The organism is Candidatus Wallbacteria bacterium (assembly GCA_028687545.1).
Taxonomy (GTDB): Bacteria; Muiribacteriota; JAQTZZ01; order JAQTZZ01; family JAQTZZ01; genus JAQTZZ01.
On the sequence record JAQTZZ010000022.1, the window covers coordinates 1 to 14781 of the forward strand.

Below are 14781 nucleotides of genomic sequence, written 5' to 3' on the forward strand. Positions count from 1 at the left end.
GCAGAGTCTTTCCAAATCAGGTACTGCCTTCTCCGAAGCCTATGCAGCGATGCGCACCGGAAAATCCGAACTTCAGACAGCCAGAACCGGCTACACTGCATCCAGGGCAGAATTCGAGAGAACACTTGCCCTGATCGACAAACTCACAGCCCAGCTCCAGAGCACCATCGGCCCCCCCCAGCCTCAGCCGCCCCAGCCTCAGCCGCCCCAGCCTCCCTGCCAGTTCTGCGTAGAGATCCGCAGGCAGCATGTCAATCCGGGAAATCAGATTGTGGTCAGCGAAAACACCCTTGAAGGTCAGCGCGTGATGCAGGTAGTCAGAAATAAAATTAACAATGAAATGTCCACTCTTGAGAGGATCCAGGTCAAATTTGCGCTCAGCGGGGCCAATGGTTTCACCTGCGCCCTCGTCAAGTGCAACAACCAGAGGTATGTCTTCTTCTGGTGGCATATTCTGGACGAGATCATGGACATCCTGCCGATCGATAAGTAAAAAATTCATTCTGCCAATCAAAAAAGGCCCGGCAACGGGCCTTTTTTTGATTCATTTTACTATAAAATCAATCCAGTCGAGCGCATTCTACCAGTCTGACCAGCCCTCTATCCTGAAAGTCGACGATGATTATATGAAGTCCGCCTTCTGTTCTCTCCTTGGAAACAACTTTTCCTTCCTCGCCGAAGATCCCATGATAAACCGTATCACCGACCCGGTACTCCTGTGTGATGTTGTATTCTTTCTTCACGACCCTGGTCTGAATTGTCTTCTTGCGGATCTCCTCTTTCCGGCCGTTGCGTTTAAGTCCGAGACGGTTGAGTTTGCGGCAGATGGCGATCTCGCTGACATCGAAGTGCCTGGCCATATCCTTATCTTTAAATTTCACGTAGTTTTTGCGCAGATAATCTTCTTCAGTGCCGGTCCATTTTTTCTGGGTCTGCCTGATCAATCCCATGCGTGAGAGTTTACGCTGGATCGCAATCGTGGATACTCCAAAAAATTCAGCCAGTTCCTTGTTGGAAAGAGTCTTGAATTTTTCCCTGAGCAGTTCCTCGTCACCACGAGTCCAGTGTTTGGTAGCCATGATCACTCCCTTCCCGACAAAGCTTTCTCTGCAAACCCCAATAAAGCTATCAATGCGTTGCGACATATGTCCTCATCCTCATTCATAAGATAGTTGAAGAGATAATCCAGAAAATCATTGATGCCTAGCTCTCCAAATGCATATAGGGCGGAAGCCTGCATCCACTTGTCCTTATTGGACAACATGCTCATGAAGATCCCCCGGACCTGCTCCCTCATTTTCGGATAAGCCCAGAGCGCCATCGCGGCGTTGGCTCGCACCCTGTTGTCGCCGTCTTCCAGGAGCGGCAGCAAATGCTCTTTGATCTTCTCGCTCTCGATTTTCCCGATGCCTTCCACAGCGTTGGCCCTTACTCTCCGGTCACTGCTCTTCAAAAATGGCAGCAGCTGTTCCAGAAATTCTTCATGCCTGAGTTCCCCGATTACAATCAGCAGTCTGGCGATCACCTTATCGTTTTTTTCTTGATTGAGCCATTCGACAAGGAACTTTTCCAGTCCAGGCTTTGGAGATCTGAGGAGATAGTCAAGCACCAGCAGTTTGATCATCTCATTTTTGCCGGGTAAAATCCGGAAAAAATCCTGGTGCTTCCCGGGATCGTTCAGGTAAGCGTCGAAATCTTCCAGATAAAGCTCATCGTGTTCGAGCTTGTGAAAGATATCATTTTCCTTCTGTTCGATCGCCATTTCAATTCACTCCAACCAAATATACATCCGGCTCGAACTCACCTACGACTTTTCCAACCCTGCCTGAGAGATTAAACTTCATGATCATTTCTTTTGTGGCATTCCTTGCGACTGAGAAAGGGGTGAACTGATTACCGGATTCCAGGGCAACAAGTTTGTTGAAATTTTTTTCATGCCAGTTGATCAGGGTTCCGCTGTCTGTCTTGTATGTGACGCATACCTCTTCGATCTTCATTTCCATCCTTTTGTAACTGCCTTCCGGCGCGTCAGCGATCCAGTTGACATTTTCAGCTTTGAGGATGAAATTACTGGCTGTGACAGTTCTCGATGGTGCCGAATCCACCATATTGCAGAGCGATCCTGAATTGTTGTCGAGCAGCAGGACTGCTCCGTCTTCGCGGTATTTAGCCGTAAAAATCGGGACTTCTTTTCCACCGCTTGTGATCAGATTGACCTTGGAGATGATAATGGCGCAACCCACCAGCTTCTTGTCCGCGATCGAATCAGTGATCAGTGTGGAAGCGGAAGTTTTCTGAGGAGCCGTACTATAGCCATATGGCGCTTCAGTCACGACTTCCATCCGGAGATTGACGATTCCGTCCACCACCGAGCTGGTGACTGAACTGGATTCACTGCAACCGATGAAAATACCCAGCAAACCCGAGATGACCATGATTATCACTAACAATGTGTAAAACTTGTGCATTGAAAAACTCCTTGCATGGATTTTTAATAATCTTTTCGTCAGAATAAATAAAAAGGTTAATGGTAAAAAACTGATTTACTATCTGAATCTATACAGAATGTTTAGCCCGACTTTTCCTTTGTCGGTTTCGCGGTCCAGTTCGTAGACAAGATCAGACACGAATTTTTTTGTATAAAATCTGAGCCCTGAATTCAAGAAATTGGAGTGCGATCGGAATTTGTCCCCTGTTTCGAGCATCAGATAAGCAGGGAGATTGAAAATCTTGGACTCGACCCCGAATGAAGAGAGGCAATAATTCCCTTTGCTCGATATATAGTTCAGATTATGCAAGAACTGCAGCCCCAGGTAGCGCGGAGGATGATAGCTGCTTGCAAGATATGCCCTTCCCCGTTCATCCGAATCGTTTCCGGCCAGCCTGCCCTCCCCGCCCAGCGCGAATCTGAACGGGTGCAGTTCGTGATTGTTGAGCGCGATCTTTCCTCCCAAAGTAAGGGAATCGCTGCTTTCATAATAACCTTTGTCGAATTCAAGCAGTTCTCCGTAAAGATACAAATCAGCTCTTTTCCAGGGAGTATAATTCAAGCCCAGAAAATCGATTCCTGAATCAGTGGATTCATCAAGTCCATCATGACTTTTGTATAAAGCAGCCCTGCTTTCCACGCACCAGACATTCTGAAGAAGCTCGGCGCATTTGAGATCAATCAGCCTGGGTGCTCTGCCTGGAGCATAATTACGGTATCTGCACAGCTGCAAATCAATGGAATCCGCCTTTTTCTCGACTTCATTCAAGAATTCTCCCAGATTGTAAGTATAGCCATTCTCGAAACCGGCAGGCCTTTTCTCCAGGGCCTCTATCTCGGTTCCAGCTTTCGGTGTTTCGTTTTCACTGCAGTCGATTCCAGGTTTCGGGATCAATTTTCCAATCTCAGGTTTTCCGTTTCCCGGTTCATCATAATGCTTGGAGTCATCTTTTTTTTCTTTGATTTCTTTATCAATGTTATCCAGATTCTGTTCCAGCCGTTTCAGAAAATCGCTGAAATCTCCATAATCTCCTTTTTTGATCATTCCCTCAGGCAGTTTTCTGATTTTCTGATTTTCCAAAGGTTTTACCGGCTGAGGCTGAATCTCCAATCCAGCAGAAGTTTTTGTCTCCTCTGTCATGATTTCATCTGTCTTCAGCGCAGTCTCGGCAGTATTTCCGCTGATGGTTTCCTGAGTATTATCCATCTGCTCCTGAAGTGAAGCTATCCGTTCAATCGCGCTCGAAAGTCCAGGATTGCTCAAGCCTATCGAACCTGGCTGAATTGATTTCACCTCGTCTGTCATGTCTTGAGTCTCGCTCTCCTGGTCTTTGATTTCAGACAGAAGGGAATCGACTTCTTCTGGCCCGTAAGTCTCGGTATTGGATTCGACAGTCAGTTGGACAGGTTTTTTTCCTGTCTCGTTTCCTGGGATCTCTTTTTTCCGCTTGAGAGCTGCAGATTTCTGTTCCTCAAGCTTATCTTCAAGCTGCCGCTCCTCCTCCTCGTCGTCCCTGGTGGTTCTGTAGGCAGCCAACCTGTCGAACTCCACGTTCAGAGTAGATACATTGATCTGATAATATTTCAGAAGTTCAGGTTTTAAAAAATCACAGATAGCTTTGGTTTCCCCGATAGCCTTGCGCAATCCAAAAAAAAGAGGTTTGCGTTTAGCCTCAGGCACTTCCAGGTCCACGTATGAATTTGCTACCAGTATCTCTGAGATGACTCCTGCCATTTCAGCCTTTGTCATGCGGATTTTCGGGTCAAGATATTTATCCATTTCCCGGATTCCGGACACTGAAATAATTAAGTTGAGCTGGGAATAAGCAGGTGAACTCTGGGGGATCTCTTCAGCATAAAGAGAAAACCAACCGGAAAATACGATAGCGACAACGAGAATGAGCTGGAAAGCTTTCATCTATCATATTATCGGTAAATATTAGTGAATGGTGAATGGTGAATTGATAATGATCAGTGTCTGGTGAAGAGTGTCCTGAAAAAAGCTGCAATGTCCCGTGAAATGTCTGAATTATCGTCTTCAAATGCAGAAACCAGGATTTCCAGTTTTTCCCTGTTGAAATACTGGCTGATGAAATTGGATTCCCTGGTGAATTCGAGCTGGTTCAGCTGCCAGCTCCGAAAAAAACTCTTCAATGATTCAGTGAGATCATTCACAATCAGAAAATACAGGCCAAGATAGTAATGAACTCCCCAGTGATAGTTGTCGACTCGTTCCGCGATTCTCAGTTCCCTTTGTGCGGATTCCTGCTCTTCCAGAAACAGATACGCCCGTGATTTCAAAAGAATCTCCTCCACATTCCTCGGTGAAATTTCAGCCAGCTTCTGCCACACTCCGCGGGCATTTCTGATTTTTTTCTGCTTGAGGTAGATTTTCCCCATCAGGTCGAGAACCTGGTAATCGTCGGGGACCAGCTCCAGATAGCGCCGGAAATACTTAACTGATTTCTCGAGGATGTTTTCCTGGTAATTTATCAATCCCAGGTGATAGAGCGCTTTCCGCTCATCTGGATAGAATCGGATCACCCTGGAAAACATCTCCCTGGCCCGACTTGAATCGCCGTGTTTATAGTAAATCTGTCCAAGCAGCAGGGCCGGTTCCTGGAAGTCGGTACCGCAATTCACCGCTCGTTCGAGGAAAGAAGCGGCATCCTCGTCTTTTCCTTCCTCCAGGGCGATCATGCCTAGATACATATATGCAAGGCCGGATTTAGAGTCAACGTCAGCGATCTCGGTAAAAACAGCCCTCGCCTGTGAGTATTTTTTCAGCTCAAACAGCAGTCTCCCTCTCTCGATCTGTACCCGGTCGACCTGCTGAGAAATTGAATCGTACGCTTCCAGGGCTTCCTCCAGCCTGTCTGCTGATTGGAGAAGCTGGGCCAGCCTCTCGATCACTTCCGGATGACTGCCAAAGGAAGATACGTACTGTTTGAATCTGGCAATCCCGTTCTCAAAGTCTTTCCTGGAAACAAAATCACGATATTCCTGTTCAAGCTGATTCAGATTGAATTTCAATTCTCCGTTTCCCTGGGTGGGCTTTTCATCCTCTTTTTTTTCCGAAACAGTTTTTTCGGTTTTATGATTGATTTCCCGGAGCAGCCGGTTTCCAACGAAACTGTATGGATTAGTGATCAGAAAACCTTCGGTAACCCGCCGTGCCCTGTCCACGAGCCCATTGGATAAGTGAAAGTTCACCAGACGGGCGAATATCTCCTGGTCGTTGGGATAAATATCATAGAGTACGCTCAGAACCTGCTCGACTTCTCCGATTTTATGCAGTTGTTCCAGGATGTCGGCAAGCAGCAGGAGCACAGGTTTACCGGTTTTATTAAGTTCCCGGGCTTGTTCTGCCGATTTGAGAGCTGCTTCGAAATCTTTCTGCAGAAAACTGCATTTGGCCAGCTGATAATTTGCTTCCCAGTCATCTTCGCGGATTTTGAGAAGATGCTTGAAATTCAGTATCGCTTCCGGTATCTGGTTGAGTTCCAGGTGAGTGAGACCGAGATTTTTGGTGATCAGATAATCGCCCTGCCGGTATTTTTCCGCCATCTTAAAGGCTTTCAGAGCCTGAACAAGGCGTTTGAGCTGGAAAAGCACCACTCCCATGTTGAAAAAAGCGTCGCTGTCGTGGCGGTCATGGATCACTACCTTCTCAAAACAGGCCAGGCTGCCTTCCAGATCACCCAGAGCCAGATCCACTACACCCAGGTTGTTCAATGCGGCAAAATTACCTGGATCCTGCTGCAGGACTTTCTGATAGCTGTCCTTGGCATCCTTGAAACTGCCCTTTTTCTGGTGCTTAAGACCCGCTTCGAAAAGCAGTTCAGTGCTCATCACCATTCAATTGCCTTCCCTGTTTTCCTTGTAGATGTATATGTATCGCTCCAGAAATTTATTGAAATCCGTCCAATCCCGACCCTGATTCTGCTGATAGAGTTTATCAATACCTGCCAGTTGGCTGTCAAGATAGTCGGAAAGAAAAAGGACCATTGCTTCCTTGAACTTTGGAAGCTTCGGAGAACCCCATTCATGATTCCCGTGGTGAGATACGATCAGATGAGTGAGGGCGTTTGCCAGTTCCTTGGGAAAATCAGGAATCTTCGCAATCATCTGCTCCAGCATCATGCTGCCGATCACTATGTGCCCGAGCAGCCTTCCCCTGGTGGAAAAATCGATCAGCGCCCCTCTGAATTCGTATTCCTCGATCTTGCCTATATCGTGCAGGAAGGATCCAGTGAGCAGCAGATCACTGTCAAGTCCGTAGTCTTCGGCGATTCGTCTGGAATGACGCATCACAGAAGCAGTGTGCACCAGAAGCCCGTGGAGATAGGCGTGATGCCATTCCTTGGCTGCAGGCCAGCGCTCGAATTTTGAAATCAGATCCGTGTCTGATAAGACAAGGTCTATCAGACGGCGCAGGTGCGGGTTCCTGATCAGGCCTAAAAGTTCCTTCACCTCAGCCAGCACAGTAATATAATCATGACTGGAAACCGGCAGAAAGTCTTCAATTTCGAAGTCTTTAACCGGCGAAATTCTTGATACTTTCAGATATTCCTGGTTGTTGTATGATTCAGCTCTCACCAGGAACGAGTATATTCCTCCGATCTCCAGAAAATTCAGCCATGATTCGTAACTCTCGAAAGCCCTGGCATCGATTTCCCCGCTTTTATCAAAAACTGTCAGTTTCAGATATTTCTTGCCGGTCCTTCCCGAAGCTTCGTTGATCTGCTTCACAGCCAGGAGCGTGTTCAGTTCCTCTCCCCTGTTCTTCTTCAAATCAGCAATGTAGATTTTAGCCATCAGTCACCTTCTTTTGGAATGTCTTCAATTTTAATGTCCCTGAGCGTGAAAAAAAATTCGCTGCCTACACCTACTCTGGATTCCAGCCAGATCTGCCCCCCCATTTTCGTGATGATGTCGTGCACGATATAAAGCCCGAGTCCGGTGCCTTTGGCGCTTTTATTGAGTCCGGTCTCGATCTGGTAAAACTTGCGAAAAATCTTTTCCCGATACTTGTCCGGAATGCCGCAGCCGAAATCGCGGACCGAGAAAAACAGTTTGCCTTCATCCCTGCGCAATACTTTGATCACGACCTTGCTTCCTTCAGGAGAAAATTTAATCGCATTTCCGACCAGATTTACGAAAATGCTCTCAAGCTTCTCCCTGTCGCAGACAAATTCGGTCAGAGGAGTCGAAAACTCCTCGGATACAGAAATTTTCTTTTCCAGAGCAAGGCTTTTAAAATTTTCCGACAGCTGCCTCAGAAATTCCGGGAAATTGATCAGTTCATACTCCAGTCGAAGGTCATTGCTCTGGAGCCTGGAAGCGTCCAGGATGTTGTTGATCAGCCTGATCAGATTGTTGCACTGGCGCAGTATCACACCCGAGAAATTCCTGTACTCTTCCGGAAGCTTGCCAAATCGTTCCATCAGGATCAGGGAAATGTAACCCTTGATGGAAGTGAGGGGTGTACGCAGTTCATGTGAGATGCAGGAAATGAAAAAATTCTTTTCCTCTTCGAGCTCTTTTTCCATAGTGGTGTCCCTGAGAACTGTGACTACGCCGATCGGGTCCCCCAGGGAATCTTCCATGATTCTGGTCTTGGAGAGGAGAAAAATTCTGCCACGGTTAGGAAGATTCAAAATGATTTCTTTTTCCAGGACTTTTTCGGGATTGTTGAAAGTATGGAAAATCAAACCTTCCAGTTCCTCGATGCCCACTATTTCATTGAACGGCTTACCCTGGAAAGACAGGGGCGATTTGGAGGGGTCAAAAAGCCGGACTGCCTGCTCGTTAATATGCAGAATGCGATTGTCGAAATCTGTGATGATGATGCCTTCAGCGATTCCGTCCAGAACAGTCGAAAGTTCAATCGATGACTGATGCTTTCTCTCGTTCAGTATTTCGATCATCATGTTCTTTTCAAAGGCCAGGCGGAACACATCGAAAAAAGTCTGGAGCTTCAAAAGCTGCGGAACTGAGAATTTTTTCCGGCTGCAGTATCTGTCGAAAGCTACGATAGATTCCAGTTCATTGTTGAATTTGAATCCAGCCAGATAAAAGCTTTGCATCCTGAAATCCGAAAGAATGGGAAATGCCTTGATCAGCCTGGAAATTTTTTCCGAGCCGATCAGATGGATTTTTCCATCCAGCAGAAAATTCAGGTATTTTCCAGCTCGCTTCCTGGAAAAGGAGAGCTTGCGCTCTCTCTTTTCGGGATACAGGTTTTTGCTGATCGAGAATTCGTGGAATTGTTCTCCCTTGCGGAGAAAGATGATCTTGCGCTCAATCCCGAAGTTTTCCAGAATCACAAAAAAATAGTCTAGGAATTCGGTAAAAGTGCTGAATTCAAGAAATTTCAGAAAAAAATCATGAAATTCGGCCGGATTTTTATTCAAACGGATTAATTTCCTGTCAGGGCTGCAATCGCTTCCTGCGTATCCTCGAAAATCTTGAAAAAATCGATCAGTCTGGTCAGTTCAAAGACGTTTTTCACATCATGGGAAAGTTCGGATAAAATCAGCTTTTTCCCGGCTTCTTTGGCGGCGCGTAAAATCCCGGTAAGAATCCCGAGACCAGAGCTGTCGATGTAGCGTACATTTTTCAAGGAAATGACCAGGCCGTTGTGCTTTCCGAGAAGTTTTTTCAGTTCTTCTTCTAGTTCTTCTGAATTATAAAAATCGATATCCTCAAATATCGATACTATGGCGTATCCGTCCTTGATTTCACTGCTCAGCTTCACCTATCCCCTCCTCAAAAAAAATAGCTCAGCGCAGTTCCTTGATAATATCATTTTTCATGATGATAGTAAAGATGGCGGTCGAAAGCAAAAAGATAAACAACAGAATCAGCGAGTAACCTGACTTGTCGATGGCCAGGCTCAGCTTGAAATCGATGGAGTCGATTCCGTAAACACCCTGAGGCAGTGGATAGCTTGGGAATACTTTGAAAATAAAAGCCAGCAGAGTCATGGCTCCCAGTAATCCGAGATGGGAATTAAGAGCGAGATCTGCGAACAGAACGGTAAAAAGCCTCAATCTGCCGATCCCCATCACTCTGGTGATCAGGATGTCGCGGCTGATCTTCGAAAGACGCAACTGGTAAATATTCAAAACAACCAGAAAAACCGTGAAATAATAGACTGCCAGGAACAACCTGAAAAACAGGTTTTCAGTGCTCTTCGCCTTGGCAAGTTCAGGATTGCGCTCCCAGAAGCTTTGAAGCCTGAAACCTTCGAATTTTCCTGCAGCCTGCCTGACCAGTTCAGACGAACCGTAGATCTCTATTTCATTGATGCAGGGAATCTCCTTGAGCCTTGAAAGCCCTTCCAACCCAAGCAGCACATGGTAACTGTCGTAATCGTAATATCCTGTATCCACAAAACCTGAGCAATCGAAATCCGCGCTTTCATTCAAGAGGAAGATCCTGGCTTCGCAGCTCCCGGAAAGTGCCAGCTCCCGCTTCAGGTTGACACCCGGGATCATGCCTTCCCCCGGCTTGCGCTCCAATTTGTAGATTCCGGGATTACGCCGCAGCTTCGCAGGCAGATCCAGATAAGTGTCCAGCATTACTCCCAGAGCTTTTCCTCCTGATTCTATCACAGCCGGAGACGAGGCCACCGGAAAAAATTCGACTCCTGCCGGAGGCGCAGCATTTTTCAGCGCCACTTCCCATTGTTCAGGCAGGATCGCCTCCCGCTCAGGTATCAGATAGTATTCAGGATATACGCTGAGGAGCCGATTCCAGAACACCCCATGCAGATTACCCCTGAAAATGTTGAAAACAAACAGAACCGTCAGTGTGACTGTGAACAGGAGCACAGTCCAGAGCCCTGATCTGCGCCAGCAGAAAATGCGGAGAAAGTAGATCATTTCAAATACCTCGTGCGGAACAAGAAAATTTTGTCATTCCTCGCTTACTTCAGCGCAAATTCAAGAGCTCTTCTCAGTTCCTCTCGATCAGGTAGAAACAGCTGATACTTTGAAACAAACAGCTGACTTTCCATGCCATACATCGAGTATTCCACCAGGAGTTCGTCTTTTTCCCTTGTCAAAATGATGCCAATAGGCGGATTGTCTCCCTCAACATTTTCCTCATTGGCAAAGTAGCCCAGATACATGTTCATCTGACCTATGTCGTGATGCCTGATTTTCTCCACCTTCAAGTCTATCAGCACATAGCATTTGAGGTAACGGTGATAAAAAACCAGATCCACATAAAAATGTTCATTGTTAAGAGTTATCCTGTACTGCCTGCCGACAAAGGCAAAGCCCTTGCCCAATTCAAGTAAAAACGACTGCAGATTATCCATCAGTTTCTGTTCAAGAAGACCTTCATTCAAGCGGGAGTTCTCGGGTATTTTGAGGAACTCAAATACATATGGATCGCGTAAAATGTCCTGGGGATTTTCCTGAGCTTGACCATCAGCTGCCAGTTTCAATATAGCTTTTTTGTTTTTGCTTTGGGCAAGGCGTAAAAAGAGAGAGGATTGCTTCTGCCGCTTGAGTTCCCTGACCGACCATTTTTCCTTTTGGCACTGAGCTTCGTAAAACTGCCTCTCCATGTCGTCGGAGATATTCAACAATTCACAATAATGCGACCAAGTCAGGGAATCGGAAATTCCAGACGTCTGGAATTTTGGGAACAGGATGAAAAACTGTCGCATCAGGTAGATGTTGCTGAGGCTGAATCCTCTGCCGTGCCGAAGTGAAAGATCTGCAGCAAGTTTTTTCAACAATGCCTTGCCATATTCGGCTTTGAAGTTCCCACCCTGTTCGAACTCAACGACAAATTGCCCTATTTTCCAGTAGGTTTCCAGCAGATATGAGCTGACTGCCTGATGGGCAAGAAATTGCCCCCTGGCATAGGTGTCTGAAATTTTACAAAGCAGGCTCTCGTATTCCGGAGTCTGCATATTATCTGCAGATTTCGTCAATCTTCTTTTACATGAATTCAATTTTGTTTTCATCCCGCCTCGCAATAATCAAGATCAAGTTCCCCAAACTCTCTAAACTCTTTTTCAAAATAACTGCCCCGCGAGCTGGAAACGGCATGCATAAACAAGTCTGTACCGCGGTGCGATTTTACCTGATACCCGACAGATATTATGCCATCCAGGTTGTAGAATTCCACAGCGCGGGAAACCTTACGGTTTCCCTCTTTTCGAACTGTCAAGGATTCCTTGACAGTTGCCTCTGCCTGCAATCCTCCTTCTGTAAAGAAATTCTGGATATGCAAGCTCACATTCTGTTTAGAAGTTTGGAACAATTCAGCCATCTGGTTCTGCGTTAACCAGACAGTTTCATTCTCAAGCTGGACTTCAAGCCTGATCTTCCCGTCTTCAGTCTGATAAAGAAGTATCTGCGATTCATATCTGGATTTCATGTTTTTTCACCCTCATTCCTGTGCATTAGTCAGGAAACAGTGCTTAACTTGTGACTTTAACTTTGTAAAATGTAGAGCTCCGGTACTGTTCTTGTTTGTTCTTGTTCTATGCCGGAGAGAGCTGGCTGTACGGGAGGTCCTTGACTTTTACTAATGAACATCATCCTTTGCCGTGGTCCTTTGCATTGATAGGATTAGTTTGAAGTCGCACACGGCGTAAATTAATGATAATTTACTAACATTGTTTCACACAATAAAATATTTCCGTCCTCAAGATCAATACATCTCATACTTATCAAGTTACTTATCGATTCGTTAAACTTATTAATATCTAATTTTTCAAATCCTAAGTTCGGTCTTTCAATATTAGTCATTTCGAAGCATTCTTCTTCAGGTAGCGAATACCTGCCATTATTATGTTTCCAAAAAGCATAAAGAATTGTTGCTTCATCAGTAGACAAGGGTTCTTCAATATTTTCGTGAACTCTCTTCCAGAAGTAGAGAGTGAATAAAACAACAAAAAAAATATCAGCACAACTCACACCTGACCCTGTAAGTATAACATCAAAACTTAAATTAGATAATTTTTTCCAGCTAATCCATAAGTTCTTTAGTTTTTTGGTTTTACTGTTTTTGAAGTTCCCTGTATCTATCTTTATAAGATCCCTTTTACTAACAACATCTTCTTTTTTATAAACAAATGAGCCGAGAATTAAGTTAATTATTGATTGTCGTTCAGAGGAATTCATTTTTTTAATAAGTTCTGAAAAATCATTAAGTGCATTTGAGACTTCTTTTGTAATACTTTTACTCATTTTTTCTTTGTAAACTCGCTTCATGAAACTGTAACATTGAAATGCAGATTTTCTTAACGAAGTTAATTTTATCTAGTAAGATTTTGGCAGACACAATTTGCGGGCAACATCATCAAGTTTGATAGTGCCTAGAACAGGTTTCCTTTTTCCAATAAAAGGACTGATATCTACCTTTGAGGTTGAATCAGTATCAACTTGGTGGAAAAACAACTGGCAAATAGTCGTACCTGGCTTCATTACAATTGGTACTTCTCCAACATTTGTTAATTCTAATGTCAGACAACCAGTGAATCCAGGGTGCACACCAGTGGCTGTGGCAATAATTAATCCCTGCCTCCCCCAAGAAGAACGGCCAACAACGTATGCAGCTAAATTGTTGGGTAGCCTTATCCATTCTAAAGTAACACCAAGAACAAATGATTTTGGATGAAGAATAAAATCCTTCCCAAACGGAACATAATACATTTTTGTTAAAGACTCTTCACATGGAGCATCGTCCTGGTGATTGTAAACATTGAGCGTCCCAATCTTACTGCGTTTACACATTAAAAACCAACAGCCTAATCGAATATCAATAGAAGCAGCACCTGATTTTTTAAGTTCTTCAAGAGTTAAAAATGGTGTGATAATCAAAGGATCAACACGATCTGCATCATCAGCATTTAAATGCTCAGGGTTATTAAGAGAATGGGCAATTTTATATGCTTTTACTATCATTCAGGTAACTCCCAGAGTCTCGATATTTCTATAATCTCTAAACTTTTTAAAATCATATCGTTCAATTCATTTAACTTTTCAAATCTAGCCTTTTCGTTTTTTCTATCCTCCTCTAGCTTCGTACTCAACTTTGGAGTCTCAAAAAGCTTGTTTTTGATAAAGCATTGCCATCCAGCATTTATTATATCAACCATCTCTTCGGGGCCTAATATCGGGCTATTAAGTGATTCAAAAGTATTACAAATCGAATCTACCTTTTCTTGATTTCTAACAGGAATACTTTTTTTAGATAAAATTACATTAACATCATTCATAATCTCTTCAACTATTGTATCAACTACTTTATCTGCTATCTCCAATAAGAAAATTGGTTTATGATCAGTTTCTGGTGATGGATCTAAGCTTTCACTTTCATCTAAAAAAAATGAGTTCAAATTAGGAGCTAGAGCAACATTTTGTTTTTGAGCATACTGGCACAAATACTTAACTCTAGCCCTAATATCTGGATAAAGAGAAGATCTTGTTCCTGTTGGATGTCCTGGCGTAGTAAGATAAGTAAATGCATGTAGATATGACTCTGCAAAAATTCGAATACCAATAAAATCACAAAACACTTCCTCTACCTGACGTAATGCCCATGATTGCGCATCTTCCCATAATTTAGGTAAATACAAAGAAGAGAACAAATCTTCTTTCTTATATCCAGGAAAATGTCTACAAAAATCATCCCAACTCTTTTCAATTTCTCTACGTATTTGATCATCAATTAAATCATTATACTTATTTGGTTTTATTAGATCTACTAGTTTACTGTTCTCATCTTGTAGTTTTAACCATAAGGTATGACCTATTTCATGCCCTGCTATGGGAATTATCAATGGATTAGAAGATTCTGTAGCAGACAACCCAATACAAACAAAACTTTTAAGTAATTCATCGCCAAGTAAGTAATTGTATGGGGAATACTCCCACTCGGAAGCAACAATCAATTTTACGTGATTCGCATCAATACTTTTCCTATCTTCTCGTAGATCTTCATCAAAGATTCTTTTTGTTAGTTCAAGGAGAGGGAAGTAAAATTCAAATGCAATTCGAACTTTTGTTGATCTAATAATAAACCCCATGATCGGTAAATATGTCTGTAACAAATCCAATGCAGCACAACACACCGTAAGTGCACTTTCCCCCTCAACAGATATTTTCTCTAATGCACGTCTAGAAGAGTTGAAATTTTTTTCCAGAATAATTAAAGCCATTCGGGGATAATCATAAGCAAAATCATCCTGTTTTAAACGATTAATCTCATCAACACAATATTTTAATCGTAACAAAGAATATTCAACAACTTGAGAAGCCATT

15 protein-coding genes are annotated in these 14781 nt (G+C 43.9%); 1 reads left to right on the plus strand and 14 read right to left on the minus strand.

Going from position 1 to position 14781, the window contains the following annotated elements; translation table 11 throughout:
• Positions 1-493: hypothetical protein (locus tag PHW04_10370; protein ID MDD2716281.1), on the plus strand; the 493-nt coding region annotated here is incomplete at its 5' end.
• 67 nt (positions 494-560) lie between these two features.
• Here PHW04_10370 and PHW04_10375 read toward each other — a convergent pair.
• The 14 genes from PHW04_10375 to PHW04_10440 form a co-directional block, all read right to left on the minus strand.
• Entirely contained in the window at positions 561-1079 is a 519-nt protein-coding gene (locus PHW04_10375) for a hypothetical protein (protein MDD2716282.1), read from the minus strand.
• Positions 1080-1081: 2 nt separating this feature from the next.
• On the minus strand, positions 1082-1762 hold the full coding sequence (locus PHW04_10380; GenBank protein ID MDD2716283.1) for a HEAT repeat domain-containing protein: 681 nt from the start codon (positions 1760-1762) through the stop codon (positions 1082-1084).
• A gap of 1 nt (position 1763) precedes the next feature.
• Entirely contained in the window at positions 1764-2468 is a 705-nt protein-coding gene (locus PHW04_10385; GenBank protein ID MDD2716284.1) for a hypothetical protein, read from the minus strand.
• A gap of 78 nt (positions 2469-2546) precedes the next feature.
• Positions 2547-4406, minus strand: a complete 1860-nt coding sequence (locus PHW04_10390; GenBank protein MDD2716285.1) for a hypothetical protein — start codon at positions 4404-4406, stop codon at positions 2547-2549.
• 53 nt (positions 4407-4459) lie between these two features.
• On the minus strand, positions 4460-6340 hold the full coding sequence (locus PHW04_10395) for a tetratricopeptide repeat protein (GenBank protein MDD2716286.1): 1881 nt from the start codon (positions 6338-6340) through the stop codon (positions 4460-4462).
• 6 nt (positions 6341-6346) lie between these two features.
• Positions 6347-7306: an HD domain-containing protein gene (locus tag PHW04_10400; GenBank protein ID MDD2716287.1), complete on the minus strand. Its 960-nt coding sequence runs from the start codon at positions 7304-7306 to the stop codon at positions 6347-6349.
• On the minus strand, positions 7306-8904 hold the full coding sequence (locus PHW04_10405; protein ID MDD2716288.1) for an ATP-binding protein: 1599 nt from the start codon (positions 8902-8904) through the stop codon (positions 7306-7308). Before PHW04_10405 ends, PHW04_10400 begins: the two co-directional genes overlap by 1 nt.
• 5 nt (positions 8905-8909) lie before the next feature.
• On the minus strand, positions 8910-9248 hold the full coding sequence (locus PHW04_10410) for an STAS domain-containing protein (protein ID MDD2716289.1): 339 nt from the start codon (positions 9246-9248) through the stop codon (positions 8910-8912).
• A 25-nt stretch (positions 9249-9273) separates the two neighbouring features.
• Positions 9274-10377 (minus strand): hypothetical protein, encoded by a 1104-nt coding sequence (locus tag PHW04_10415; GenBank protein ID MDD2716290.1) that lies wholly within the window; start codon positions 10375-10377, stop codon positions 9274-9276.
• Between the two features lie 44 nt (positions 10378-10421).
• Positions 10422-11420 (minus strand): PDDEXK nuclease domain-containing protein, encoded by a 999-nt coding sequence (locus tag PHW04_10420; protein MDD2716291.1) that lies wholly within the window; start codon positions 11418-11420, stop codon positions 10422-10424.
• 50 nt (positions 11421-11470) lie between these two features.
• Positions 11471-11890: a RhuM family protein gene (gene rhuM, locus PHW04_10425; GenBank protein ID MDD2716292.1), complete on the minus strand. Its 420-nt coding sequence runs from the start codon at positions 11888-11890 to the stop codon at positions 11471-11473.
• A gap of 221 nt (positions 11891-12111) precedes the next feature.
• Positions 12112-12705 carry a hypothetical protein gene (locus tag PHW04_10430; protein MDD2716293.1) on the minus strand — a complete coding sequence of 198 codons (594 nt, stop codon included), beginning with the start codon at positions 12703-12705 and terminating at the stop codon, positions 12112-12114.
• Between the two features lie 72 nt (positions 12706-12777).
• Complete coding sequence (gene dcd, locus PHW04_10435; protein ID MDD2716294.1) at positions 12778-13422, minus strand: dCTP deaminase; 645 nt, start codon at positions 13420-13422, stop codon at positions 12778-12780.
• Positions 13419-14780: a hypothetical protein gene (locus PHW04_10440; protein ID MDD2716295.1), complete on the minus strand. Its 1362-nt coding sequence runs from the start codon at positions 14778-14780 to the stop codon at positions 13419-13421. Before PHW04_10440 ends, dcd begins: the two co-directional genes overlap by 4 nt.
• Between the last annotated feature and the right edge of the window lies 1 nt (position 14781).